The following is a 22,809-nucleotide window of genomic DNA, read 5'->3' as shown; positions in this document are numbered from 1 at the left end:
ATCAAATAATAGGGGCCGCGAGGGCGTCTATTCTCCGTCGGGCTTGGTCACGCCCAGGCTCGAGCCGGCGCGGTTCTCGTAGGCGGTGCGTGCACTGGTGTCGAAATCGAGGAAGACGCGATCGGTGCCGGTCTTCTTGCTCATGAACCGGCGGATTCCCGTCGGCAGTGAATTGACGATCGTGGTGACCGCACCCAGTGGCTTCGGCACGGTCAGCTGGACACGCGGCTTTTCGATGATGCGCACCACCGCGTCGGCGATGTCCTCGGGTTCGACAGGCTTTTGTGCACCGGTGGAATCGGTGCCGGAGATCAGCTCGGTGTTGGTGAACGTCGGCAGCACCGCGCTGACCTGGACTCCCTGCGGAGCGAACTCGTCGCTCAGGGCGCGGGAGAGGCCCACCACCCCGAACTTCGACGCGTTGTAGACGGCCATTCCGGGCACCGCCATCAGGCCGGCGACCGAGGCGATATTGACCACCTGGCCACTGCGGCGGGCCACCATCTCCGGCAGCGCCAGCCGACAGCCGTTGATGACGCCGTACAGGTTGACCTCCAGCATCGAGCGGATGGCGCCATCGCTCGTCGACAGGAACGGGCCGATCGGCATGACGCCGGCGTTGTTGACGAGCACGTCGACGGGCCCGCCGGCACTGGCGGCCTCGAGGAATCGCTTGAAGGAGCTCGGATCGGTGACATCCACGGGATGCGCGTCGACGTTGCCCTCTTCCTTGAGGCCCTCAACGGCTGCACTGAGTGCCTCGACATCACGGTCACCGATCACCACCCGGGCGCCGCGCCGCAGGAGAGCGGTGGCCGTGGCGTAGCCGATGCCGCGTGCGGCACCGGTGATGGCGATAGTTTTCCCGTGGATATTGTCCCTAGATGAGCCCATGACCACGGACTTTACACGTGTCAAGTTTGCGTCACTAGGGATTCTGCCGAATGAGTTCGACACGCTTAACCACAACACGTTGTGTTGCGCCGTGATGTCGGCCCCCAGGGGTAGTGTCTGTTCCACAGTCAGCGAATCCCGCGAATCTGTTCGACGTTCTCCAGGAGTGGTCTCGTGAGTGAAAAACTGAAGCTGGTCAGCCGCGTCTCGGCGATCAACTGGAATCGGGTTCCCGATGAGAAGGATGCCGAGGTCTGGGACCGGCTCACCGGTAACTTCTGGCTGCCCGAAAAGGTGCCGGTGTCCAACGACATCCCGTCGTGGAACACCCTGACCGATCATGAAAAGCAGTTGACCATGCGGGTTTTCACGGGTCTGACGCTGCTGGACACCATTCAGGGCACCGTGGGCGCGGTTAGCCTGATCCCCGATGCGCTCACTCCGCACGAGGAGGCGGTGTACACCAACATCGCGTTCATGGAGTCGGTGCACGCCAAGAGCTACAGCTCGATCTTCTCGACACTGTGCTCTACGCGTGAGATCGATGACGCGTTCCGCTGGTCGGAGGAGAACCCGAACCTGCAACGCAAGGCCGAGATCGTCATGGAGTACTACCGGGGTGACGAGCCGCTCAAGCGCAAGGTTGCCTCGACCTTGCTAGAGAGCTTCCTGTTCTACTCCGGCTTCTACCTTCCCATGTACTGGTCCAGCCGTGCCAAGCTGACCAACACGGCCGACATGATTCGCCTGATCATCCGTGACGAGGCCGTGCACGGGTACTACATCGGCTACAAGTTCCAGCGGGGTCTGGAACGCGTTGATGAGGCCAAGCGCGCCGAGATCAAGGACTACACCTACGACCTGCTCTACGAGCTGTACGAGAACGAGACCGACTACACCGAAGACCTTTACGACGAGGTCGGGCTCACCGAGGACGTCAAGAAGTTCCTGCGGTACAACGCCAACAAGGCCCTGATGAACCTGGGCTACGAGGCGCTGTTCCCGCGCGAGGAGACCGACGTCAATCCGGCGATCCTGTCGGCGCTGTCACCGAACGCAGACGAGAACCACGACTTCTTCTCCGGATCGGGCTCCAGCTATGTCATCGGCAAGGCCGTGAACACCGAAGACGAGGACTGGGACTTCTAGTCCAGCCTCGCCAGAAGACGTGAAAGCCCCCATGCGCTCGGCGTGTTGGGGGCTTTCACGTCTGTTGGCCCAGGACAAATGAACGGCCGGTGAACTGTACTGATGTCACCTCGCGCTGTGAACCTGCTGCGGGGACACTATTACCGTGACGAGCACATCGATTATCGGTTCGATCCTGTCCTGGCTGTCGGCCGGATACCCGGAGGGTGTACCTCCCACGGATCGGTTCCCCCTGTTGGCGCTGCTGCGCCGCACCCTGACCGAAGAGCAGGTGCAGGAAGTGGTCGCCAAACTGACCGACCCCGAGTCGTCTGCGCAGATCGACGGTGTGGTGAGCAAGGACGAGATCGAGAAGTTCATCGCGGACGTGACGAAGGATGAGCCGACCGCTCAAGACATTTCGCGTGTCGCCTCGCGACTCGCGGCCGGTGGCTGGCCGCTCGCCGGCGTGGACTCCACCGCGCTCAACGCCTAACTAGAACGCCCAGTTGCGTTCTGGGCTCAGCACGAATCCGTGCGCACCGCGGGCATCGTCAACCAAACAGGCGGTCGTCTTGGGTGCTGGAGTGGCACAGGTCAATACGGTCTGGCTGCCGTCGTCGTTATGGACGGGGACGGGAATCTGCACCCGGTGATTGCCCGGTAGCACCGGAATGTTGGCCAGATCGGCGGTGCCCTGTGATTCGCCCACCGTCGCTGGGCTGCCGTTGTTCCGCGCGTAAGCACCCAGATCCAGTTGGGCGGCCCCGGCGCCCTTGGGTCCCATGCAGGTCCACTGGAAATATGGGTTGTACCCGGCGCTCTCGCACGCGACGCCGTCCGGTGTCGCGAAACGATAGACCTTGACGCTGAAGAATTGGTGGGCGTCGACGATCGGCAACCCGCTGAGATCGGGGAAGCCCGATGGCGGTTGGGCAGCGGCAGGACTGGCGCTAAGCAGCGCCGCGGTACACGTGATGAGAAGACCTCTGATCACCCGGTTCGCCATGCACGGAATCTACCGCCCGCGGGTCGGTGTCGGTGCGGTGGATCCGGACGACGACGGCACGGTGGAGGGCCGATCGATGATCGTCGACAGCGGCCCGCCGATTCGGTACTTGGCGCCGCGGTGCTCCTCGGGTAGGCGGTCGCCGTTGCCCAGCAGTTTGTGGCGCAATGTTCCTGGCGTATAGGCATTTTGGTAGGCGCCGCGCTCGGTCAGCACCGGAACCACATGCTCGATGAAGTCCTCGAAGGTACCCGGGGTGATGGCGTAGGCCAGGTTGAACCCGTCGACATCGGTTTCCTCCACCCATTCCTGCAGGGTGTCGGCGACCTCGACACCGGAACCGATGACGCGGGGGCCCATGCCGCCGATCTCGCCCCATTCGGCGATGTCGCGCACCTTCCATTCCCTGCCGTCATCGGTGGCCGACTGGAATGCCGCGACCGCTGACAGGATGGCATTGGAGTCCACGTTTCCGATCGGCTCGTCCAGGCCGTAACGAGCCAGGTCGACGCCCATCCAGCCGGACATGAACACCAGTGCGCCCTCGGCACTGCCATAGCTCAGCAGCTCGCGGTGCTTGGCGTGCGCCGCTTCGGAGTTCTCGCCGGTGATCACAGTGGTGAGGTTGAAGATCTTGGCGGAGTAAGGATCTCGCCCGGCGAGTTCGAGTTCGCGGCGAATCGTGGTGACCGTCTGGCGCAGCAGTTCCTTGGTGGGAGCCGCGGTGAACACCGCCTCGGCGTTCTCGGCGGCGAAGCGTACCCCGCGCGGGGAGGATCCCGCCTGATAGATCACCGGCGTCCGTTGTGGGGAAGGCTCCACCAGATGTACACCGGGAACAGTGAAATGCGTTCCCTCATGACCGATGTGGTGCACCTTGTCCGGATCGGTGAAGACACCGCGCGCCGTATCGCGGATGACGGCGTCGTCTTCCCAGGAACCTTCCCACAGCTTGTAGAGCACCTCCAGGTATTCGTCGGCGTGGTCGTATCGGGCATCGTGTGCGGGCTGATCGGTCTGGCCCATGTTGCGTGCCGCGGCGGGCAGATATCCGGTGACCACATTCCACCCGACACGCCCGCCGGTGAGGTGATCAAGGGTGGATAGCCTGCGCGCGAATGGATATGGGTGCTCGAATCCCGTGCCCGTGGTGACCCCGAAGCCGAGGTTCTCGGTGACCAATGCCATCGCCGAGACCAGCAGTAGAGGATCGGCGACGGGGATTTGCGCTGCCTGGCGGATGGCCGCCTCGTCGCTGGCGTCGTAGATGTCGTAGGTGCCAAGCACATCGGCAATGAACAGTCCGTCGAAACGGCCGCGCTCCAGCAGCTTGGCCAGGTTGGTCCAGTAGGACAGATCCTTGTACCGCCAGGACTGGTCGTCGGGGTGCCGCCACAGGCCAGGGGATTGGTGTGCAACGCAATTCATATCGAACGCGTTGAAACGGATGACGCGGGTCATCCCCTCAGCATCGGCACCCCGACGACATCAGTCACCGGTTGTACTCGGGGTGATACTTAGAGCGTGGCGGTATCGATGACGAAGCGGTACCGCACGTCGCTAGCCACCACTCGCTCGTAGGCCTCGTTGATGTACGAGGCGTCGATGACCTCGATCTCGGATCCGATGCCGTGCTTAGCGCAGAAGTCAAGCATCTCTTGGGTTTCCGGGATGCCGCCGATCAACGAACCTGAGATGCTGCGCCTGTTGGTCAGCAGCGGGAAGCCGGGGACCTCGATCGGGTTCTCGGGCAGGCCCAGCTCCACCAGGGTGCCGTCGACACCGAGCAGGCCCAGGTACTTGCCCATGTCCAAGTTGGAGGACACGGTGTTGAGGATCAGGTCGAAGCTGCTGCGCAGCGACTTGAAGGTGTGCGGGTCGGCGGTGGCGTAGTAGTGGCTGGCACCCAGGCGCAGTCCGTCTTCCATCTTCTTGAGCGACTGGCTCAGCACCGTCACCTCGGCGCCCATCGCCTTGCCCAGCTTGACGGCCATGTGGCCGAGGCCACCCAGGCCGACGACGGCGACGCGCTTGCCGGGACCGGCGTTCCAGTGTCGCAGCGGCGAGAAGGTGGTGATGCCGGCGCACAGCAGCGGTGCAGCCGCATCCAGCGGCAGGCTGTCGGGGATGCGCAGGACGTAGTTCTCGTCGACGACGATGGCCTGGCTGTATCCACCCTGTGTCTGGGTGCCGTCGCGATCTTTGGCGCCATAGGTGCCGACCATGCCGCGCTCGCAGAACTGCTCCAGTCCGGCAAGGCAGCTCGGACACTCACGGCAGGAGTTCACGAAGCAGCCGACGCCGGCGTGGTCGCCCGGCTTGAACTTGGTTACCTCGGAGCCGACCTCGGTGATGACACCGGCGATCTCGTGACCAGGGACGATGGGGTAGTTGGCGCGGCCCCACTCATCACGGACAGTGTGGATGTCGGAGTGACAGATACCGGCGAACTTGATGTCGATGAAGACATCGTGCGGACCAACCTCGCGACGTTCGATTGTGGTGGGGACCAGGGGGTCCTTACCGGAAGTCGCGGCATAAGCCGACACGGAGACCATATATGCATCCTTTTGCGATAGTTAACGTAGCTACCGATTGAAAGCCTACTCGGCCCCGCTTATTCCCGCGCCGATCGGAGAGAGCGCCCAACGCCCCTCGCCCAGCAGCTCCAATTTTTGGGTGTGATGCTGGTCAACGGTGCTGCGATGGCTGACGCTGACGACGGTGCATTCGGGCACCTCGGTGCGGACAAGGCGATAGAGCGCGAACTCCAATCCCTCGTCGAGCGCCGAGGTGGACTCGTCCATGAAGACCACCTTGGGCTTGATGAGCAGGATGCGTGCGAAGGCGACACGCTGCTGCTCGCCGGGCGAGAGCACCTTGATCCAGTCGGACTCCTCGTCGAGGCGGTCGACAAGATGCGCCAGCGAGACCTTTTCCAATGTTTGGCGCAGCTGATCATCGGAGAACGTCCCCGATTCGGCGGGGTAGCTCAGTGCGTCGCGCAGATTTCCGAGCGGTATGTAAGGCAGCTGAGAGATGAACATGGTCTCGTGTTCGCCGCCAGGACGGCTCCAATGGCCGTCCGCGTAGGGCCACAACTGGGCCAGGGAACGCAGCAGGGTCGTCTTACCGCCGCCCGAGGATCCCTTGATGACGAGTGCATCCCCGGCATTCAGCTCCAAGTTCACATCGTCGATGAGTGTGTCGCCGTTGGGTTTACGGACATACACGTTCTCCAGCGTGACGCCCTCTTCTTGATTGCCCGGGTCCAGCGAGGGCAGCTCGCGGGATTGCTCGTTGGCTCGGAGTAGTCCATCTAGACGCATCACCGTCGCCCTATACGCCGCGAAGTTGTCATAAGCGTTGCGGAAGAAGGACAGATTGTCATGGACGCTGTTGAAGGCTCCGGCGGCCTGGGTCATATCTCCGTAGGTGATCTGACCCGCGATCAGTCGAGGTATCTGAACGATGTACGGAAATACCTGGGCGGCTTGAGTAATGCTGAGGTTCCATGCATTGAAGCCGACAGTCCAGAAGATCAGGTGCCAGAAGTTGGCGATGATCCCGTCAAATCGTCTCTTCAACTGACTGGACTCGGCACGCTCGCCTCGGTAGAACGCCACGCTTTCCGCCGTGTCGCGCAAGCGCACCAGGGCATAGCGGAACATGGCGTTGAGGCGTTCATTCAGGAAGAACAGCCGGATCAGTGGGCGCCCGACCCGGAACGCGATAAATGTTGCGATGAGGACGTAGACATATGCGAGAAACACCATGGCCCTGGGGACGTCGGTGCCGAGGATGTGCACCGGTCCAGATAGATCCCAGAGGATCAGCGTGAAGGACACCAACGAAATCGTTGAGTTGATCGAACCGAAGACTAGGTGAGTGGTTGTACTCTGCAGCGCCTCTGGTGCACTCGACATCGCCACAAAGTTGTTGATATCGGCCTGAATTCGTTGATCTGGGTTGTCGATCGTGTTGTCGATGAAACGTGACCGGTAGAACGCTCGCTGGCTCAGCCAGTCGGTCGTGATGCGCTGGGTCAGCCAGATGCGCCACCGAACGATGAATGTCTGAAGAAGTAGGAGGTCGATCTGTGACCGGATCACGTGGATCGTCGCGAGGATAACGAACATCAGCATGGCATGCCAGAAGGCCGACTTCGCCTCGGGCATCCCTTCGCCATGCCGAGCCGTCGCCTGAACGATGTACTGGATTGATGATGAGAAGTCGTTGGAGTAGTACGAGAAGAGGACCAGTAACCGCACGCCACAGACGACCGAGAGCAGTAGTAATGCCAGCAATAGCCACGATTTGCGCCACTCCGGCCCAATGAAGAATCCGCTGGTAATGCGCCAGAACTGGCGGCCCCACGTCGTCAGCCGGATCACCAAGAACGCGACAACAAGAAATATCGCGAGTGTGAGCGGCCAAACCCAGGCGATCCAGACAATCGAATTCTGTAACGCATCGCCCCAATCGATGGCCGTCTTCATTCGTCATGCCCTCCGAATCCGTCACTATCCAGTTGATCGCGGAGTGTACGGGCACAGACTGAGCGCGTCCTGGCAACGGGGTTACGGCGTGGGGGTGAACCTCACGAACGGGATCGCCCGGCCCACCTCGCGATAGTCGTCGGCGGAACCGTCGACCTCAAAACCCATCAAGCGGCTCAGTTGCTTGGCCGAGCGAGGGCGCTTCATCGCATAGTGGGCCATGAGATCGCCGCCTTCTTCCGTCGACAGCGTGGCGGCCAGCGCGCGGTGGGAGCGGCTGCCTACCTGCACGGTGACCTCGGGTGTCTTGCGAACATTCTTGTACCAGTCCGCGGCACCACCGAAGCCCGACGCCGCGATGATGCTGCCGTCGTTACGGTGTTCGACGACTTCGAGTGCGGCCTGCCGGGGTTGGCCAGACGTACGTCCCATGTGTGTTAGCAACATGATTCGTTTGCTCACCAGGAATCCCAGGTGGGCCTGGAACAGCCTGATGGGTAGGCGCCAGAGCAGGCGCTGGAACCCGGTTGGTGGATCCGGCTTCTGGATCTCCTTCATGACGTGCTCCTTTCGATTGACAAGGTTCGGCTCTCATTCCTCGTCGAGCAAGCTTTCGAGGAGTGAAAATGCCTCGGCGGTATCGATATTGGGGTCGACCGAATGGTGTAGCACCAGACCATCCATGAAGGCGATGAGCAGCGTCGCCATTCCTGCCGCGCGGCGCCGGGACCAACCGGGGTTGCGCAGGCGAACATGATCGGCGATCTCTGCGCGTACCTCTTTGAGCTTGGCGCCCAATGCCGAACCCAGCACAGAATCGCGGGTCGCACCGGCGATCAGCTCGACGGCCAGGCGCATCGCGTTGTCATCACTGGCGGTCTGGGGGAGCGCGTCGCGCATCGTGCGCAGGGCGGTTCGGGTATCGGGCGCGTCGAGAAAGGTGGTCACCAACGGACTGATCACCAGCTCGCACGTCGCGCGGGCGACCGCGCAGTGCAGGCCCGGCAGTCCGCCGAAGTGGTAATGGATCACTCCGGGATTGGTGCCCGCGCGAGTGGCGACGGCCCGAGTGGTCACCGCAGGCCACCCGCCCTCGCACAGCAACTCAACCCCGGCCTGCACAAGTTGTACACGCCGTCGGTCCCCGCGCTCCGAATTAGGTCGATCGACCAAGTTGGTCACATGGCCAAGTTACCACGCGGTCTGGAGTCGCGGCGTACGGCGACGGCCACCACGATCGCAAGGATGCCGAGTAGTTCTGGCGTGCTGGGAATCTGGTGCATGACCAGTACGCCGATCGCGGTGGCCGAGAGTGGAAGGAGCGCCAGGAGCACCGCGAAGTAACTCCGCCCAGCGCGTCGCAGGATCACCTGGTCGAGCCCGTACGGGATGACGTTGGAGAGCACGCCCATCAGCAGGCCCAGGACAATGATGTGGGCGACCGGTATGTCTGGACCGGCGGTCGCGATTCCGAAGACCAATACCGGGGCCGTCACGACCATGGCCACGGTGAAGCCGACCGCCAGCGAGTCGGCCGGATTGCCCTGTAGTGCAACGCGTTTTCCCAGAACTATGTATCCGGCCCAAAAGAGCGCGGCCAGGAGCGCGAACGCCATTCCCGCGGGCTCGGCAGAGAGCTGGACATCGGCGATCAGGATCACGCCGATGAGCGCTGCGAGCACCGAGAGCCCGTCGCGAAGAGACCGCGACCCAACCGCCGCGACGCTGATCGGTCCCAGAAATTCGATCGCCACCGCGGTGCCCAGCGGCAGTCGGTCGATGGCCAGGTAGAACGACATGTTCATGAGTGCGGTGACTACCCCAAAGCTGCCCGCCCACCACAGGTGGCGGCCCCGCCACGCCGCGCGTCCGGGGCGGGCGAGGACAAGGAACACCAGCGCCGCACCGCATATTCGGAGCCAGGCCACGCTGGTCGGGTCGAGCCACCGGAACAGGCCGACTCCGGCCGCCGCGCCGACATACAGCGACGTACCGCTGACAAGCATGAGTGCGGGCGCGACAAGCCGGTGACGCTCACGCTCACTCACCGCGACGCCAACAGGATGCGGGCCGCCTCTGCCAGATCATCTTCCAGCCATCCGGGCAGAGCGGGCATATGGCGGCGTACGGCGGCATAGGGCAAGTCCACCACGGCGCGCATGAGCCGATCACGAGACCGTGCGTCGCCGCGGCCGTAGACGGTCCGCGTCAGATCTCGCATGGCGGTGAACAGCGGCGCGTTCATCTGGTCCAGGCTGGCGCCCGCGCCGGCGCCAAGGACGTCGGCGCTGCGTAGTGAGAACAGCAGACGGGCGTCATCTGGATAGGCGCGTGCGAATGTGGGGACCGAAAGCGCAAGCGCGACGGCGATTTCAATGGGATCGTCACTGGACTGCAGCGCCCGGAAAGCGGCCTCGTGGAACCGTTCGACGGCGCGCAGCCAGGTCGCCGACATGATGGCCTCGCGGTTGCCGAAGCGGTGATTCAGGGTGCCGGGCGGCGCACCCGAGGCACTGGCGATGGCCGCGATGGTCGCGGCGCGCGGACCGCCGTCGAGTAGGAGTGAGCGCACTGCGTCGAGGATGGCATCGCTGGTGTGTTTGCGTTCGGGCGCCATCTGGAATGTTCGTCCTAATTCTGGTAGACCATGGGATATGGAACAACTATCCTATATTGACGAGCATGCGATCCGCGTCGACGCGCCGCGGCACCGGGTGTGGGGGAGCCTGCAGGACTATGTCCACGCCTTCTTGCGCTCTACCGAGCACAGTCCGCTCGGCGTACTGCTGGGGACGCGCCCGCGCGCGGGGTTCGCGATCGAAGGTGTCGAACCCGGGCAACGGATGAGTTTGGCTGGGCAGCACCGATTTTCGCGGTACGAGCTGGTGTTCGAGCTTGCTGACGCCCGAGACGGCGGCACTCAGTTGCGCGCACAGACCTACGCGGATTTTCCGGGGTTGCGTGGCCGGCTCTATCGCGCATTGGTGATCGGCACCCGCGGCCACGTGGTGGCGACCAATCACATCCTGCGCTCGGTGAAGCGGCGGGTCCGCGGGGGGCGCTGAGCTCGGATGGCTAGGAACGCAATTCGCGCCGAGCTGACTCCGCCGCCAGCGCCTGCTGGAAACTGCGTACGAACCCCATCTGGGACTTCTTGAGCTGGCGCTCCAGCAGTCCGGGCAGCCGGATCTTCAGGTCGAGGGAGATCTCCGCGGTCAGTCGGGATTCGGGGTCATCGGGGATGACCGTGAACCGGCTGACGTTGTGACGCAGGGTTCTACTCTCCAGCAGGGTGAGCTGGCAGCCGTCGGGATACCACTCATATTCGGTCAGGGAATCGTCCGAGATTCCGAGTGTGGAACTGATGGTGCGCACCAGGCGTGGTGAGCCGTCCTCGAACGATTCGACCACGGTCATGTTGCTCGTGACGGGTGGCCACGACGGCAGGTGGGGACGGAGCCAACTGTCGACCGATTCGACGTCCTTGAGCACCTCGAGGACGGTCTCCGGCCGGGCAGCCACGGCGATGTCGATGCGTTCCTGGATCACGTTCCATCCTTCCGCGGTCTCGCGAGGAACGTTAGCCCAAATAGGACGCAATCGGGAGTATTTGCGCCATATTGATTGTAAAATACCTGTTCAGAACCGGTACTAAAGGTACGGGTACTGTATGTAACGGATAGCTTCAGGCTGCGTGTTCGAGGGTGAACACCCTGATCTCCCGGTCGGTGCGTCCCTTGTAGGCCGAGTAGACCTCCAGCATCGCCTCGAAGCGCCGGTAGTAGTCGTCGCGCTCGGGGCCCTCGACGAGGGTGGCGACGACATCGATGGTCTGCCCCGCCAGCGTCACCTTGGCGCGCGGGTCCGCCAGCAAGTTGGTGGTCCACGCCGGGTGCTTCTGTTGGCCGAAGTTGCTGCCCACCAGGGCGATCCGATCACCATCGTGCAGGTACAGCAGCGGGGACACCCTGGGCTGGCCCGACTTGCGGCCCGTCGTGGTGAGCAGCAGTGTCGACAGACCCAACGGGCCGAGCACGGTGTACCGGCTGCCCGTGCGCTCCATGACCGCCCGGTCCAGCGGCGTCAGCTTGCGAATGGTCCACGAGCCCGGTTTGGTGGCGGCGAACTTGGCGGCGATCCGGGACAGCGCGCTGTCGGGATTGCCCCAGCGGTTCTCAGGAAAAGCCTTGCCGCTCATGGAATTATCTCCGACTTGCGGCCGGCGTTGAATCCGGTTCGGGTGTACTCGGCGACCCCGGCCGCGGTGTAGGGGTCTGCCGCGATCAGCGCCTCGGCGTCCTCGACGCTGATGTCGCCGGTGATCAGCACGCCGCCGGTGCCGGCCTCGTTACGGCCGCTGATCAGCAGCTTGCCTGCCGCGATCTCGCCGTCGAGCCACTCCAGGTGCGCGGGTCGGACACCGTCCACGACATCGATCGGTTGGGTGTAGGTCAGCTGCAGTACGTGGTACATGCCCGGAGCGTAACGGTTGGATCGTCGGCCGGGAGCGGCAGCGACGGGGATTTCAGTTGATCGGTGCGTTGACCCACTGCAAGTCGTCGAGAATCCCGCGGGCCGCGACGATTCCGTCTCCGGTCTGCCACACCTCGTTGTTGACCGCGAAGACCCGATTGTCGCGCACCGCGCCGAGCGCCATCCAAGGCTTGGTACCGAAAATCCGGGCGGCGCGGTCCTTGGCCGACGGGCTGGTGAACGAGACGTACACGATGTCGCCTTCGGCCGCCGAGAAGTCCTCGGTACTGATCTCGACAAACGGGGTATCGGTAAACCGTTGGGTGGCAGGACGATCCAAGCCCACGGTGGCGAACACCGAGGCAGGGAAATTGCTGGCGCCGTACACCCGCACGGTCTGATCGGTGAACTGCACGATCGAGGCCTGGAAATGCGCCGCGTCGTTCTCGCGGCCCACCTTCTTGGCGGCGTCCACGAATCCCGACCACAGCTTGTCGGTGTCGGCAGTCCGACGGGTTGCCTTACCCACCAGGCGGACGTGCTCGGCCAGGTCGTGGCCGGAGACGATCACCGTCGGTGCGATGGCGCTCAGATCCAGGTAGGAGTTCTGGTCGCCGAGCGAGCTGAGGATGAGATCGGGCTTGGCGGCACCGATCTTGGCCAGGTCCGGAGATGCCATAGGGCCGATCGGTGCCGCGTTGTGGATCACGGTGCCCAGGTAGGACGGGGCAGTGGTCGCGCCGTCGGCCAGCCCCACCCCGACGATCCGGTCCTGCAGCCCCAGCGCGCACAGCGTGTCGATCGCCCCGGCGTCGAGCACCACGATGCGCTTGGCGTCCTCGGGTACTTCCGTCTCGCCCTGCTCGTGCCGCACCTCGCGCGGTGCCGACGGGTCGAGGGGCGCGGCATCCTTGGCGCAGGACTCGTCGGGCTTGCGTGCGTTGCCCAACACGCCTGCGCCGGCGATCTTGGTCGTGCTGGTGGCCAACGTGCTCGGGGTCTCGTTGGTGGGTTTCTCGGTACATCCCGACACCGTCGCCGCTATGAGTGCCGCGGATATCGCGGCAGCGCCCCAAAACCTCGCCGTCTGCACCCGCTCGAACTTACCGGGCGGGGAGGCGAACACGCGGGTAGGACCGCCAAAGACCCCCGTCAGGACCGTGGCACCGTTCGGAAACGGATCCGGCGCGACCCAAATACGACTCTGTGTAGGACCCGCTCCGCGATCGGGGTTGGCGCGGGCTAGGATTCTCGGCAGACATGCAGTCACTCGAACGACTGCGCGCTACAAGGAAACGGAGGAGCCGTGACCGCCGAAGCACCCCCGATTGGTGGATTGCAGGCCAGCCGACCGTTCCCGCCCCGTATGGGCGCACGGGGCACGCTGATCTACCGCTTGATCACGACCACCGATCACAAGCTGATCGGCATCATGTACCTGGTCGCGTGCTTCGCGTTCTTCCTCATCGGTGGCTTGATGGCGCTGTTCATGCGCGCCGAGTTGGCCGTGCCGGGGCTGCAGTTCTTGTCCAATGAGCAGTTCAACCAGCTGTTCACCATGCACGGCACCGTGATGCTGCTGTTCTACGCGACGCCCATCGTGTTCGGCTTCGCGAACGTGGTGCTGCCGCTACAGATCGGTGCCCCCGACGTTGCCTTCCCGCGTCTGAACGCCTTCTCCTTCTGGCTCTTCCTCTTCGGCGCCATGATCGGCATCGCGGGCTTCATCACCCCCGGCGGTGCCGCCGACTTCGGCTGGACCGCCTACACCCCGCTGACCGACGCCATCCACTCACCGGGTGCCGGTGCCGACCTGTGGATCATGGGTCTGGCCGTCGGTGGTCTGGGCACCATCCTGGGCGCCGTCAACATGATCACCACGGTCGTGTGTATGCGTGCCCCTGGCATGACGATGTTCCGCATGCCGATCTTCACCTGGAATATCCTGGTGACCAGCGTGCTGGTGCTGCTGGCCTTCCCGCTACTGACCGCGGCTTTGTTCGGTCTGGCCGCCGACCGCCACCTCGGCGCTCACGTCTTCGACCCCGCCAACGGCGGAGTTCTGCTGTGGCAGCACCTGTTCTGGTTCTTCGGACACCCCGAGGTGTACATCATCGCGTTGCCGTTCTTCGGCATCGTCTCGGAGATCTTCCCGGTGTTCAGCCGCAAGCCGATTTTCGGTTACACCACGCTGATCTATGCGACGTTGGGTATCGCGGCGCTGTCCATCGCGGTGTGGGCGCACCACATGTACGCCACCGGCGCCGTGCTGCTGCCGTTCTTCTCCTTCATGACGTTCCTGATCGCAGTCCCGACCGGCATCAAGTTCTTCAACTGGATCGGCACCATGTGGAAGGGGCAGCTGACCTTCGAGACCCCGATGATCTTCTCGGTGGGCTTCCTGGTGACCTTCCTCTTCGGTGGTCTGACCGGCGTGCTGCTGGCCATGCCCCCGGTCGACTTCCACGTCACCGACTCGTACTTCGTGATCGCGCACTTCCACTACGTGCTCTTCGGCACCATCGTGTTCGCGACCTACGCCGGCATCTACTTCTGGTTCCCGAAGATGACGGGTCGCCTGCTCGACGAGCGTCTGGGCAAGTTCCACTTCTGGCTCACGTTCATCGGCTTCCACTCCACCTTCCTGGTGCAGCACTGGCTGGGTAACCAGGGCATGCCCCGTCGGTACGCCGACTACCTGCCCACCGACGGCTTCACCTTCCTGAACTCGTTCTCGACGGTCGGTGCCTTCATCCTGGGCGCCTCGACGCTGCCGTTCCTGTGGAACGTGTTCAAGAGCTACCGCTACGGCGAGGTTGTCACGGTCGATGACCCCTGGGGTTACGGCAACTCCCTGGAGTGGGCCACCAGCTGCCCGCCGCCGCGGCACAACTTCTCCGAGCTGCCCCGAATCCGTTCGGAGCGTCCGGCATTCGAGCTGCACTACCCGCACATGTCTGAGCGCATGCGCGCCGAGGCACATGTGGGTGGCGGCCACTAATAAGGTCGCGACACTCCTCTTGTGAATAACCGCGTCACGGTTCTTGTCACCGTCACCGGGGCCGATAAGCCCGGCGTCACCTCGGTGCTCATGGGAGTACTGTCCCGCCACGGTGTCGATCTGCTGAACGTCGAACAGGTCGTCATCCGCGGCAAGCTCACGCTCGGCGTCTTGGTCAAGGCACCGGGCCGCAGCGAGGCCGTCGAAGCGCTGCAGGACGAGCTCGAAGAGGCCATGCACACTCTCGGATTCGATGTGGATGTCGAGTTCGGTGGGGACAGCTCGGTGATCAAGGACCCGTCCACGCACACCATCGTGGTGCTCGGGCGACCGGTCACGGCCCGTGCATTCGGTGCGGTGGCCCGTGAGCTGGCCGCCCTCGGGATCAACATCGACCTGATTCGTGGCATCGCCGACTATCCGGTGACGGGCCTGGAACTGCGCGTCACCGTCCCACAGTCGCAGCTGACCGATGTCGATCTGCATACGGCCATGGCGCAGGTCGCCGTCGACGAGCCAGTGGACATCGCCGTCGAGCACAGCAGCCTGGACCGGCGCGCCAAGCGGCTCATCGTGTTCGACGTGGACTCCACCCTGATACAGGGTGAGGTCATCGAGATGCTGGCCGACCGGGCCGGTGCTCGCGAGCAGGTGGCCGCCATCACCGAGGCCGCCATGCGTGGGGAACTGGACTTCGCAGAGTCGCTGCATCAGCGGGTGGCCACCCTCGCCGGGCTCCCCGAATCGGTGCTGGACGACGTCGCCGAGGAATTGGTGCTCACGCCGGGTGCACGTACCACCATTCGGACCCTGCGCAGGCTGGGATACTCCTGTGGGGTGGTCTCGGGTGGCTTCCGTCAGGTGATCGATCCACTGGCCCATGAACTGGCCCTTGATTTCGTGGCAGCCAACATGTTGGAGATCGTGGACGGCAAGCTCACCGGCCGGGTGATCGGGGAGGTCGTGGACCGCCCCGGTAAGGCCAAGGCGCTGCGGCAGTTTGCCTATGAGGCCGGCGTTCCGCTGGCGCAAACGGTGGCCGTAGGAGATGGCGCGAACGATATCGACATGCTCTCGGCGGCCGGGCTCGGTGTGGCCTTCAACGCCAAACCGGCGCTGCGGAAGGTGGCCGATGCGTCGGTGAGCCAGCCGTATCTGGATGTGGTGCTGTTCATCCTGGGCATCACGCGCGCCGAGATCGAGGCCGCCGATGCCATCGACGGTGGTGTGCGCCGCGTCGATATCCCCGAGGACTAGCGGTGGCAGTCAGCCCACCATTGCCGAATCGGCCAGCGGCAGCGCGCCGGTGACGGTGTGCCACGCCTGAGCGAGCAGCTCGACACCCCGCAGCAGCTGGTCGTCGTGCTGGGTGAAGGGCACCCGCACAAAGCGTTCCAGCGATCCGCCCACACCGAACCGTGGGCCGGCGGCAATGCGAACCCCCAGGCGTGCCGCGGCGGCGGCCAGCGCGGTGCTCATCGGGGCCGGCAGTCGGGCCCAGATGCACAGCCCGCCCTCGGCCTCCTGCAGCTCCCAGTCGGGAAGGCGGTGGCGAAGTTCGGCCACCACCAGCGCGCGGCGCGCACGTAGGCTTTCGCGCTGCGTGGCCTCCACCTCGTCCGCACGTTCCAAGAGTTCGGCAGCAGCCAACTGTTCGAGAATCGGGGTTCCGGTGTCCATGGCCGAGCGCACCGCGGCCAGGCGCGCGATGGTGGTGCGGTCGGCGCGGATCCAGCCAACCCGCATCCCGCCCCAGAACGACTTGGACATGGACCCGATGGTGACTACCAGGTCGGGGTGGGAGACCAGCGAGGCCATCGGTGCAGGTGTGGAGTTCTCGTGCCAGACACCGACGAGTGATTCGTCGACGACCGTGCGGGTGCGGGTTTGAGAGATGATCTCGGCCAACGCCTTTCGTTGCACCAGTGGCATGGTGAGGCCGGTGGGATTGTGGTTGTCCAACACCAGGTATGCCAGGTTCGGGGCGGTCTGACGGATGGTGGTCTCCATCCCGGTCATGTCCCAGCCGGATTCGCGTTCGTGCGTGTGCAGCGGTACCGGTACCGGGCGCCCGCCACGTTGACCGATCGCGTCGAGTGCGCCGTGATAGGTCGGCTGCTCCACAAGGACCCGGTCACCGGGCTCCACGAAGGAGCCGAGCAGAAGCGCGATGGCCTGCTGCGCACCGCAGGTCACCATGACCTGGTCCTCGGTGGTGGGCAGTCCTCGTCGGGAGAAGTGCTCGGCGATACGGGGACGTAGCTCGGGGATGCCGATCAATTCATGGCCGATGCCCCGGAGGTGGGTGGGCAGTTTGGTCAGGGCCACCTGGTAGGCCTCGAGCACCGCTGCGGCCGGCGCGGCGGTGGCGGCATTCTGTAGGTCAATCGTCGGGTTCATCAACCCCGTTGTGGCCGATGGTGATCGGTCCGGCCCGGGCAGCGCGGTGGTGCTGCGCGCGCCTTGGCGGCCGCACAGATATCCGGTGTCGCGCAATTCGGTGTAGGCCGCGGTGACGGTGGTGCGGCTGACGTGCAGCGCGCTCGCGAGTGCTCGCTCGCTGGGGATCCGGACGCCGAGGGGCAGTCGTCCGTCGATGATGAGGAGCCGGATCGCGTCGGCCAGCGCGCCGTAGGCAGGCCCCGCAGAGCCTGCGGTGCGCCATTGTCCGAGGTGACGGGCCAGGGTGTCGGCGGTGACCACTCGATCAGGCATAAAAGCCAGTGTGGCTTAACTGGCTATTGAAATACAAGCCAGTTGGCCGAGAAAATCGTCGAGTGACCGGGAAATGGATGGGATGGAGTGCGCGCGGCACCGCGCTGCTGGTGGGTCTGTACCTCTATGGAGCCTCGATGGCGCTGATGGTGCGCGCGGGGCTTGGGTTGGATCCCTGGGACGTGTTCCACCAAGGGCTCTCGATGCGCACCGGGATGAGCATCGGGCTTGCCTCGGCGGTCACCGGCGTGGTGGTGCTGCTCGCCTGGATTCCCTTGCGTAACAAGCCCGGTGTGGGGACCATCGCCAACATCGTGGTTATTGCGGTGGCTGTCGACTCGACACTTGCCTGGCTCCCGGCGCCGTCCGCGATGGCCGTGCGGGTGGCGTTCCTGGTCGGCGGCGTGGTGTTGAACGCGATCGCGACGGTGCTCTACGTGGGCGCCGGGTTGGGGCCGGGGCCCCGTGATGGACTGACAACTGGACTGGTTCATCGGACTGGACGCTCCGTGCGACTGATCAGGACCACCATCGAGGTCTTGGTGGTTGCCACGGGCTGGTTGCTCGGCGGGAACGTGGGAGTCGGCACGGTGCTCTACGCGCTGGGGATCGGGCCCCTCATTCAGGTGGTGTTGCGCATTTTGCCCCGGCGGCTGCTTGCCGTCAGCGGTTGGGGTGCGGTGCTGAGCACGCAGCGCGGTGACAAGTTATGCGTGGAACCGGCGGCGTCGTCGCCTCAGGACGTCGCGGTCTGATTGCGCCGGTCGAACTGCTCTGCGTCGGCAAGCAGCTGTTCACGAACGGCCTCTGGGAGGTCGAGCAGTTTGGCAGTCAGCTCTGCCGCCGCGGAGTTCTGGGCGAGTTCGAGCATGACCAAATCCGCCTCCAGCTCGTCCGCGTAGCCACTATCGGTGAAGTAACGGACGTCGATGCGAAAAGCGTGCGCGATGCTCTCCAGCGCCTGCAGGGAGGGCCGCCCTCGCTGCCCGTTTCGCAGCTGGGACAGATAAGGCGCCGAGACCACGGTGCCTCCGGTTCGCATGAATATCAGAAATTCGCTGTTGGAATACGGACCCCGCCCAGGGGTGTGGAGGACCGCGAATACCCGGTTAAGTCTGGCGACGAATTCCTCTTGCGCCCGCGCATCCTTGAAGGGATAGAGCGTGCCGCGGTTGCTCTCTGTCGAGGAATCTAGTTGTGATGTGCTGTTATCGACACCCTGATCGAAACCTTTGATTCGCCGATTGGCATCTATCAGGCGGCCCAGGGCTGTGGTGTCACGCCGCAGCTGGGATTGGAAGGCATCAACCCGGCGACGCCACACCTTGAGGTCATCCCAAATCCACGAGCGATCTTCGCCGTGAGCTGCACGTTGCTGAATTTGATTTACCTCGGCATCGAGCTGCGCGATGAGTCGGTGGTTAGCAAGCCCAATATTGCGCACCGTGTCCAGGTATGGATCCAGATCAAGGTCGTTTGTCATGTGGTTGCCTGGGATTCCCTCCGAGATTGCTAACGTATGAGTGAGGATACGCGATATGGGTCCGGATGCATGTCGGAGATGGCTCTCCAGGTGGCTCCCGCCCGTCGCTCGCCGGGCGGGATGCGGCACGATGGCCCCGTGGCCGAAATTGATCCGGACCTTCTGCTCGATTTCCGCGATGTGCTGCTGCGCCGCAACCGCAAGGTGTTGGTGGGCCCGGTCACCTGGTCGGTCGAGCTGGACGAGCGGTGGGTGGTTCTCGGTCCGAATGGCGCCGGGAAGACGTCATTGCTACGGATCGCGGCGGCCATGGAGCACCCCACGGCGGGTCACGCCGCCATCCTCGGAGAACGGTTGGGTCGTGTCGACGTATCGGAACTCAAGGCAAGGATCGGCCTGAGCTCTGCCGCACTCGCGCAGCGGATCCCGGATGACGAAGTTGTCCGCGACCTGGTGGTGTCGGCTGGGTACGCGGTGTTGGGGCGCTGGCGCGAGGAGTACGAGGAGATCGATACGGCGCGCGCCGTAGACATGCTCGAAACCCTTGGCGCCGAACATCTGGCTGAACGCACATACGGGACGCTGTCCGAGGGCGAACGCAAACGAGTACTCATCGCGCGGGCGTTGATGACCGATCCCGAGCTGCTGCTCCTCGATGAGCCGGCTGCCGGATTGGACCTGGGTGGGCGTGAGGAACTGGTGGCGCGGCTGGGTGAGCTCGCCGCCGACCCCGATGCGCCGGCGATGGTGCTGGTGACTCACCATGTGGAAGAGATCCCGCCCGGTTTCAGCCACGCTTTGTTGCTGTCGGAGGGAGAGGTCGTCGCTCAGGGGCTGTTGGCGGATGTGATGACCAGCGAGAACCTGTCCCGCGCGTTCGGCCAGTCGATCGTGGTTGAGATGATCGACGGACGTTACTTCGCGCGACGTGCCCGGGCCCGGGCAGCCCACCGCGCGCAGTAGCGCGCAAAGTCGAAGGAGCTCCCGTTGACACCACCTGAGCCGAAGCCTGCGGCCACCGTCGTACTCATCCGTGACGGCGCCGTCGGCGTTGAGGCGTTCCTGATGCGCCGCGACAACGCCATGGCCTTCGCCGGTGGGATGACCGTGTTCCCGGGAGGGGGTGTGGACTCCCGCGACCTGCGCGCCGACCTGCCGTGGGTGGGTCCGGATGTCGACTGGTGGGCGCAACAGCTGGGCGTCACGCCGGAGTTGGCGTCGGCGTTGGTGTGCGCCGCCGCGCGCGAAACCTTCGAGGAGTGCGGCGTGTTGTTCGCGGGCACCTCGGAGACCGAGATCGTCGGGGACGCGGCGGCCTGCCGTCAGGCACGCCACGATCTGTCGGACAAGACGCTGTCGTTCGGCGAGTTTCTGCAGCGGGAGGGTCTGCTGTTACGGGCGGACCTGCTGCGGCCGTGGGCCAACTGGATTACTCCGGAAGCCGAGCCGCGCCGCTATGACACGTTCTTCTTCGTCGCGGCCCTGCCCGCGGGGCAGGACGCCGACGGCGACAACACCGAGGCCGTCGCCTCGGGCTGGCAGACCCCCGACGCCGCGATCACGGCCTTCACCGAGCGCCGGAGCTTCTTGCTTCCTCCTACCTGGTCCCAGCTCGACGCGGTGTCCTCATCCGGCGCCACGGTCGCCGAGGTGCTGGCCGTGGCGCGCAGTATCGCGCCGATCATGCCGACCCTGACCGAGCAGGACGGCCGGTGGTTCGTCCAGTTCGACGACGTCGACCGATACGAGGCCGCCCGGCAGGGCGCCATGGAGATCCCCGAGGTGACGGGGCCGGAACTGATATGAGCGAGCCCGAATTCGTCTCGGTACGCACCGCGCCCGAGCACCCCGGCATTGGCACCATCGCGCTGTCTAGACCGCCCACCAATGCCCTCACCCGACAGATGTACCGCGAACTCGCCCAGGCCGCGGCCGAAGCGAACGCGCGCGAGGACATCCGGGTGGTCATCGTCTACGGCGGACACGAAATCTTCTGCACCGGCGACGACTTGGCAGAACTTTCGGAGCTGACCGCCGACGAGATGGCGCGCAGCGCCGGGGCCCGCCAGGCCGCCCTCACCGCGGTGGCGGAGCTGGCCAAACCCACCGTGGCCGCGATCACCGGATACGCGTTGGGCGGTGGACTGGAGCTGGCGCTGGCGGCCGATTGGCGAGTAGCCGGGGACAACGTCAAGGTGGGGTCGCCGGAGATTCTGGTCGGCATGATCCCCGGGGGTGGCGGAACCGTGCGGCTGGCGCGGGTGGTGGGACTGAGCCGGGCCAAGGAGATGGTTTTCAGCGGCCGCTTTGTCGAGGCCAAAGAGGCGCTGCGGATGGGCCTGTTGGATCAGATCGTGGCGCCGGACGATGTCTACACCGAGGCCGCGGCCTGGGCCCGACGCTTCGTCGACGGGCCGCCCCTGGCGCTCGCGGCGGCAAAGCAAGCCATCGATCATGGATTCGACAGCCCGCTGGCCGGGGGACTGGACAGGGAGCGTGAGCTCTTTTGCCAGGTGTTCGCGACGCAGGACCGCGTGGACGGGGTGGCCGCTCAGCTGGAGATCGGCCCGGGGACGGCCCGGTTCAGGGGAGCCTAACCAGGCGTTAGGCTGACGGCCATGACGGAGATTACGGGGCTGGACGGCCAGCCGACCACGAAGGCCACCGCCGAGCAGGTCGCCGCCGCTTTCGAGGACAACAAACTCGCCCAGATCCTCTATCACGACTGGGAAGCAGAAACCTACGACGAGAAGTGGTCCATCTCCTACGACCAGCGCTGCATCGACTACGCCCGCGGCCGGTTCGACGCCATCGTGCCCGTCGAGGATCAGCGCGAGCTGCCCTACGACCGTGCCCTGGAGCTCGGTTGCGGCACCGGCTTCTTCCTGCTGAACCTGATGCAGTCCGGCGTGGCCCGTCGTGGTTCGGTCACCGACCTGTCCCCGGGCATGGTCAAGGTCGCCACCCGCACCGGCAAGGAGCTGGGTCTGGACGTCGATGGCCGGGTCGCCGATGCCGAGCGGATTCCCTACGACGACAACACCTTCGATTTGGTGGTGGGCCATGCGGTGTTGCACCACATTCCCGATGTCGAGCTGTCGCTGCGTGAGGTGCTGCGGGTGCTCAAGCCGGGTGGACGGTTCATCTTCGCCGGTGAGCCCACCACCGTGGGGAACTTGTACGCCCGCGCGCTGGCGAATCTGACCTGGAAGGCCACCGTCCAGGCGATGAAGCTGCCCGGATTGGAGAGCTGGCGGCGTCCGCAGGAGGAACTCGACGAGAACTCGCGTGCGGCGGCCCTGGAATGGGTCGTCGACCTGCATACCTTTGACCCGGCTGATCTGGAGAAGATGGCCGCCAACGCCGGCGCCGTCGCGGTGCGGACAGCCAGTGAAGAATTCACCGCCGCCATGCTGGGCTGGCCGGTGCGCACGTTCGAGTCGACGGTGCCGCCGGGCAAGTTGGGCTGGGGCTGGGCGAAGTTCGCCTTCGGCGGTTGGAAGGCGCTCAGCTGGGTGGACGAGAACGTATGGCGTCACGTGGTGCCCAAGGGCTGGTACTACAACGTGATGATCACCGGGCTCAAGCCGTCTTAATCACTCGATAA

At 64.5% G+C, this 22,809-nt stretch carries 25 protein-coding genes; 10 read left to right on the top strand and 15 right to left on the bottom strand.

From position 1 onward, the window contains the following. Positions 1–27 precede the first annotated feature (27 nt). Positions 28–894 (bottom strand): SDR family oxidoreductase, encoded by an 867-nt coding sequence (locus MYCSP_RS15860; RefSeq protein ID WP_070909803.1) that lies wholly within the window; start codon positions 892–894, stop codon positions 28–30. A gap of 186 nt (positions 895–1,080) precedes the next feature. Here MYCSP_RS15860 and nrdF point away from each other — a divergent pair, with 186 nt between their 5' ends. Then, positions 1,081–2,043 carry a class 1b ribonucleoside-diphosphate reductase subunit beta gene (nrdF, locus tag MYCSP_RS15855; protein WP_083015641.1) on the top strand — a complete coding sequence of 321 codons (963 nt, stop codon included), beginning with the start codon at positions 1,081–1,083 and terminating at the stop codon, positions 2,041–2,043. Between the two features lie 145 nt (positions 2,044–2,188). Beyond that, complete coding sequence (locus MYCSP_RS15850) at positions 2,189–2,518, top strand: DUF3349 domain-containing protein (RefSeq protein ID WP_005077192.1); 330 nt, start codon at positions 2,189–2,191, stop codon at positions 2,516–2,518. On the opposite strand, the gene MYCSP_RS15845 is transcribed toward MYCSP_RS15850, so the two are convergent. The 8 genes from MYCSP_RS15845 to MYCSP_RS15810 all read right to left on the bottom strand — a co-directional run bounded on the left by MYCSP_RS15845 (position 2,519) and on the right by MYCSP_RS15810 (position 10,147). After that, on the bottom strand, positions 2,519–3,031 hold the full coding sequence (locus tag MYCSP_RS15845) for a hypothetical protein (RefSeq protein WP_088414291.1): 513 nt from the start codon (positions 3,029–3,031) through the stop codon (positions 2,519–2,521). Between the two features lie 9 nt (positions 3,032–3,040). Next, positions 3,041–4,492: an LLM class flavin-dependent oxidoreductase gene (locus tag MYCSP_RS15840; protein ID WP_088414289.1), complete on the bottom strand. Its 1,452-nt coding sequence runs from the start codon at positions 4,490–4,492 to the stop codon at positions 3,041–3,043. 56 nt (positions 4,493–4,548) lie between these two features. Next, positions 4,549–5,589, bottom strand: a complete 1,041-nt coding sequence (locus MYCSP_RS15835) for an NAD(P)-dependent alcohol dehydrogenase (protein ID WP_088414287.1) — start codon at positions 5,587–5,589, stop codon at positions 4,549–4,551. Positions 5,590–5,634: 45 nt separating this feature from the next. Continuing rightward, positions 5,635–7,530: an ABC transporter ATP-binding protein/permease gene (locus tag MYCSP_RS15830; protein WP_088414282.1), complete on the bottom strand. Its 1,896-nt coding sequence runs from the start codon at positions 7,528–7,530 to the stop codon at positions 5,635–5,637. Between the two features lie 81 nt (positions 7,531–7,611). Next, the gene (locus MYCSP_RS15825) at positions 7,612–8,088 is read right to left on the bottom strand and encodes a nitroreductase family deazaflavin-dependent oxidoreductase (RefSeq protein WP_088414280.1); all 477 of its coding nucleotides are present in this window, start codon (positions 8,086–8,088) and stop codon (positions 7,612–7,614) included. Between the two features lie 33 nt (positions 8,089–8,121). Next, entirely contained in the window at positions 8,122–8,712 is a 591-nt protein-coding gene (locus MYCSP_RS15820) for a TetR/AcrR family transcriptional regulator (RefSeq protein WP_088414278.1), read from the bottom strand. Then, positions 8,709–9,578, bottom strand: coding sequence for an EamA family transporter (locus MYCSP_RS15815; protein ID WP_088414276.1), 870 nt, complete (start codon positions 9,576–9,578; stop codon positions 8,709–8,711). The genes MYCSP_RS15820 and MYCSP_RS15815 overlap by 4 nt, the downstream gene beginning before the upstream one ends. Continuing rightward, on the bottom strand, positions 9,575–10,147 hold the full coding sequence (locus MYCSP_RS15810) for a TetR family transcriptional regulator (protein WP_083015567.1): 573 nt from the start codon (positions 10,145–10,147) through the stop codon (positions 9,575–9,577). The genes MYCSP_RS15815 and MYCSP_RS15810 overlap by 4 nt, the downstream gene beginning before the upstream one ends. A gap of 37 nt (positions 10,148–10,184) precedes the next feature. On the opposite strand from MYCSP_RS15810, the gene MYCSP_RS15805 reads away from it, so the two are divergent. Continuing rightward, positions 10,185–10,595 carry a hypothetical protein gene (locus tag MYCSP_RS15805; protein WP_088414274.1) on the top strand — a complete coding sequence of 137 codons (411 nt, stop codon included), beginning with the start codon at positions 10,185–10,187 and terminating at the stop codon, positions 10,593–10,595. A 10-nt stretch (positions 10,596–10,605) separates the two neighbouring features. Here the strand turns inward: MYCSP_RS15805 and MYCSP_RS15800 are convergent, their stop codons facing one another. From MYCSP_RS15800 to MYCSP_RS15785, 4 genes are all read right to left on the bottom strand, one after another. Beyond that, positions 10,606–11,079 (bottom strand): SRPBCC family protein, encoded by a 474-nt coding sequence (locus MYCSP_RS15800; RefSeq protein ID WP_083015560.1) that lies wholly within the window; start codon positions 11,077–11,079, stop codon positions 10,606–10,608. A gap of 136 nt (positions 11,080–11,215) precedes the next feature. Next, positions 11,216–11,728, bottom strand: a complete 513-nt coding sequence (locus MYCSP_RS15795; RefSeq protein ID WP_083015557.1) for a nitroreductase/quinone reductase family protein — start codon at positions 11,726–11,728, stop codon at positions 11,216–11,218. Further along, positions 11,725–12,003, bottom strand: a complete 279-nt coding sequence (locus MYCSP_RS15790) for a YciI family protein (protein ID WP_088414272.1) — start codon at positions 12,001–12,003, stop codon at positions 11,725–11,727. Before MYCSP_RS15790 ends, MYCSP_RS15795 begins: the two co-directional genes overlap by 4 nt. A 52-nt stretch (positions 12,004–12,055) precedes the next feature. Then, on the bottom strand, positions 12,056–13,129 hold the full coding sequence (locus MYCSP_RS15785; RefSeq protein WP_083015551.1) for an ABC transporter substrate-binding protein: 1,074 nt from the start codon (positions 13,127–13,129) through the stop codon (positions 12,056–12,058). A 180-nt stretch (positions 13,130–13,309) separates the two neighbouring features. Between MYCSP_RS15785 and ctaD the strand changes: the two genes are divergently transcribed. Both ctaD and serB read left to right on the top strand, forming a co-directional pair. Further along, positions 13,310–15,004: an aa3-type cytochrome oxidase subunit I gene (gene ctaD / locus MYCSP_RS15780; RefSeq protein WP_070909815.1), complete on the top strand. Its 1,695-nt coding sequence runs from the start codon at positions 13,310–13,312 to the stop codon at positions 15,002–15,004. 21 nt (positions 15,005–15,025) lie between these two features. Continuing rightward, positions 15,026–16,261, top strand: a complete 1,236-nt coding sequence (gene serB / locus MYCSP_RS15775; RefSeq protein WP_088414270.1) for a phosphoserine phosphatase SerB — start codon at positions 15,026–15,028, stop codon at positions 16,259–16,261. Positions 16,262–16,270: 9 nt separating this feature from the next. Here the strand turns inward: serB and yczR are convergent, their stop codons facing one another. Next, positions 16,271–17,719: a MocR-like transcription factor YczR gene (gene yczR / locus MYCSP_RS15770; protein WP_088414268.1), complete on the bottom strand. Its 1,449-nt coding sequence runs from the start codon at positions 17,717–17,719 to the stop codon at positions 16,271–16,273. A 62-nt stretch (positions 17,720–17,781) separates the two neighbouring features. Here yczR and yczE point away from each other — a divergent pair, with 62 nt between their 5' ends. Then, positions 17,782–18,474: a membrane protein YczE gene (gene yczE / locus MYCSP_RS15765; RefSeq protein WP_088414266.1), complete on the top strand. Its 693-nt coding sequence runs from the start codon at positions 17,782–17,784 to the stop codon at positions 18,472–18,474. Here the strand turns inward: yczE and MYCSP_RS15760 are convergent. Then, complete coding sequence (locus MYCSP_RS15760; RefSeq protein ID WP_088414264.1) at positions 18,456–19,202, bottom strand: helix-turn-helix transcriptional regulator; 747 nt, start codon at positions 19,200–19,202, stop codon at positions 18,456–18,458. The two genes, yczE and MYCSP_RS15760, sit on opposite strands and share 19 nt — an antisense overlap. A 120-nt stretch (positions 19,203–19,322) precedes the next feature. Here MYCSP_RS15760 and MYCSP_RS15755 point away from each other — a divergent pair, with 120 nt between their 5' ends. Genes MYCSP_RS15755 through MYCSP_RS15740 form a run of 4 tightly spaced genes read left to right on the top strand, consistent with a single transcriptional unit; the run spans position 19,323 to position 22,798 of the window. Beyond that, positions 19,323–20,165 carry an ABC transporter ATP-binding protein gene (locus tag MYCSP_RS15755; protein WP_070909819.1) on the top strand — a complete coding sequence of 281 codons (843 nt, stop codon included), beginning with the start codon at positions 19,323–19,325 and terminating at the stop codon, positions 20,163–20,165. A 24-nt stretch (positions 20,166–20,189) separates the two neighbouring features. After that, positions 20,190–21,008, top strand: coding sequence for an NUDIX hydrolase (locus MYCSP_RS15750; protein ID WP_088414260.1), 819 nt, complete (start codon positions 20,190–20,192; stop codon positions 21,006–21,008). Beyond that, a complete protein-coding gene (locus MYCSP_RS15745) occupies positions 21,005–21,799 on the top strand; it encodes an enoyl-CoA hydratase (protein WP_088414258.1) in 795 nt (264 codons plus the stop codon). Before MYCSP_RS15750 ends, MYCSP_RS15745 begins: the two co-directional genes overlap by 4 nt. A 21-nt stretch (positions 21,800–21,820) precedes the next feature. Then, on the top strand, positions 21,821–22,798 hold the full coding sequence (locus tag MYCSP_RS15740) for a class I SAM-dependent methyltransferase (RefSeq protein WP_070909822.1): 978 nt from the start codon (positions 21,821–21,823) through the stop codon (positions 22,796–22,798). Positions 22,799–22,809 lie beyond the last annotated feature (11 nt).

It is taken from the genome of Mycobacteroides saopaulense (genome assembly GCF_001456355.1).
GTDB lineage: Bacteria > Actinomycetota > Actinomycetes > Mycobacteriales > Mycobacteriaceae > Mycobacterium > Mycobacterium saopaulense.
Note: the sequence above shows the minus strand (reverse complement) of the source record. Positions and strands in the feature narration are given on the sequence as shown.

Bases quoted from the DNA above. Each gene is read 5' to 3' on its own strand.
- MYCSP_RS15835 (WP_088414287.1), bottom strand. From the start codon at position 5,589: ATGGTCTCCGTGTCGGCTTATGCCGCGACTTCCGGTAAGGACCCCCTG.
- MYCSP_RS15740 (WP_070909822.1), top strand. From the start codon at position 21,821: ATGACGGAGATTACGGGGCTGGACGGCCAGCCGACCACGAAGGCCACC.
- MYCSP_RS15795 (WP_083015557.1), bottom strand. From the start codon at position 11,728: ATGAGCGGCAAGGCTTTTCCTGAGAACCGCTGGGGCAATCCCGACAGC.
- MYCSP_RS15805 (WP_088414274.1), top strand. From the start codon at position 10,185: ATGGAACAACTATCCTATATTGACGAGCATGCGATCCGCGTCGACGCG.
- MYCSP_RS15790 (WP_088414272.1), bottom strand. From the start codon at position 12,003: ATGTACCACGTACTGCAGCTGACCTACACCCAACCGATCGATGTCGTG.
- MYCSP_RS15825 (WP_088414280.1), bottom strand. From the start codon at position 8,088: ATGAAGGAGATCCAGAAGCCGGATCCACCAACCGGGTTCCAGCGCCTG.
- MYCSP_RS15745 (WP_088414258.1), top strand. From the start codon at position 21,005: ATGAGCGAGCCCGAATTCGTCTCGGTACGCACCGCGCCCGAGCACCCC.
- MYCSP_RS15860 (WP_070909803.1), bottom strand. From the start codon at position 894: ATGGGCTCATCTAGGGACAATATCCACGGGAAAACTATCGCCATCACC.
- MYCSP_RS15830 (WP_088414282.1), bottom strand. From the start codon at position 7,530: ATGAAGACGGCCATCGATTGGGGCGATGCGTTACAGAATTCGATTGTC.
- MYCSP_RS15845 (WP_088414291.1), bottom strand. From the start codon at position 3,031: ATGGCGAACCGGGTGATCAGAGGTCTTCTCATCACGTGTACCGCGGCG.
- MYCSP_RS15810 (WP_083015567.1), bottom strand. From the start codon at position 10,147: ATGGCGCCCGAACGCAAACACACCAGCGATGCCATCCTCGACGCAGTG.
- MYCSP_RS15760 (WP_088414264.1), bottom strand. From the start codon at position 19,202: ATGACAAACGACCTTGATCTGGATCCATACCTGGACACGGTGCGCAAT.
- yczR (WP_088414268.1), bottom strand. From the start codon at position 17,719: ATGCCTGATCGAGTGGTCACCGCCGACACCCTGGCCCGTCACCTCGGA.
- MYCSP_RS15840 (WP_088414289.1), bottom strand. From the start codon at position 4,492: ATGACCCGCGTCATCCGTTTCAACGCGTTCGATATGAATTGCGTTGCA.
- MYCSP_RS15755 (WP_070909819.1), top strand. From the start codon at position 19,323: ATGCGGCACGATGGCCCCGTGGCCGAAATTGATCCGGACCTTCTGCTC.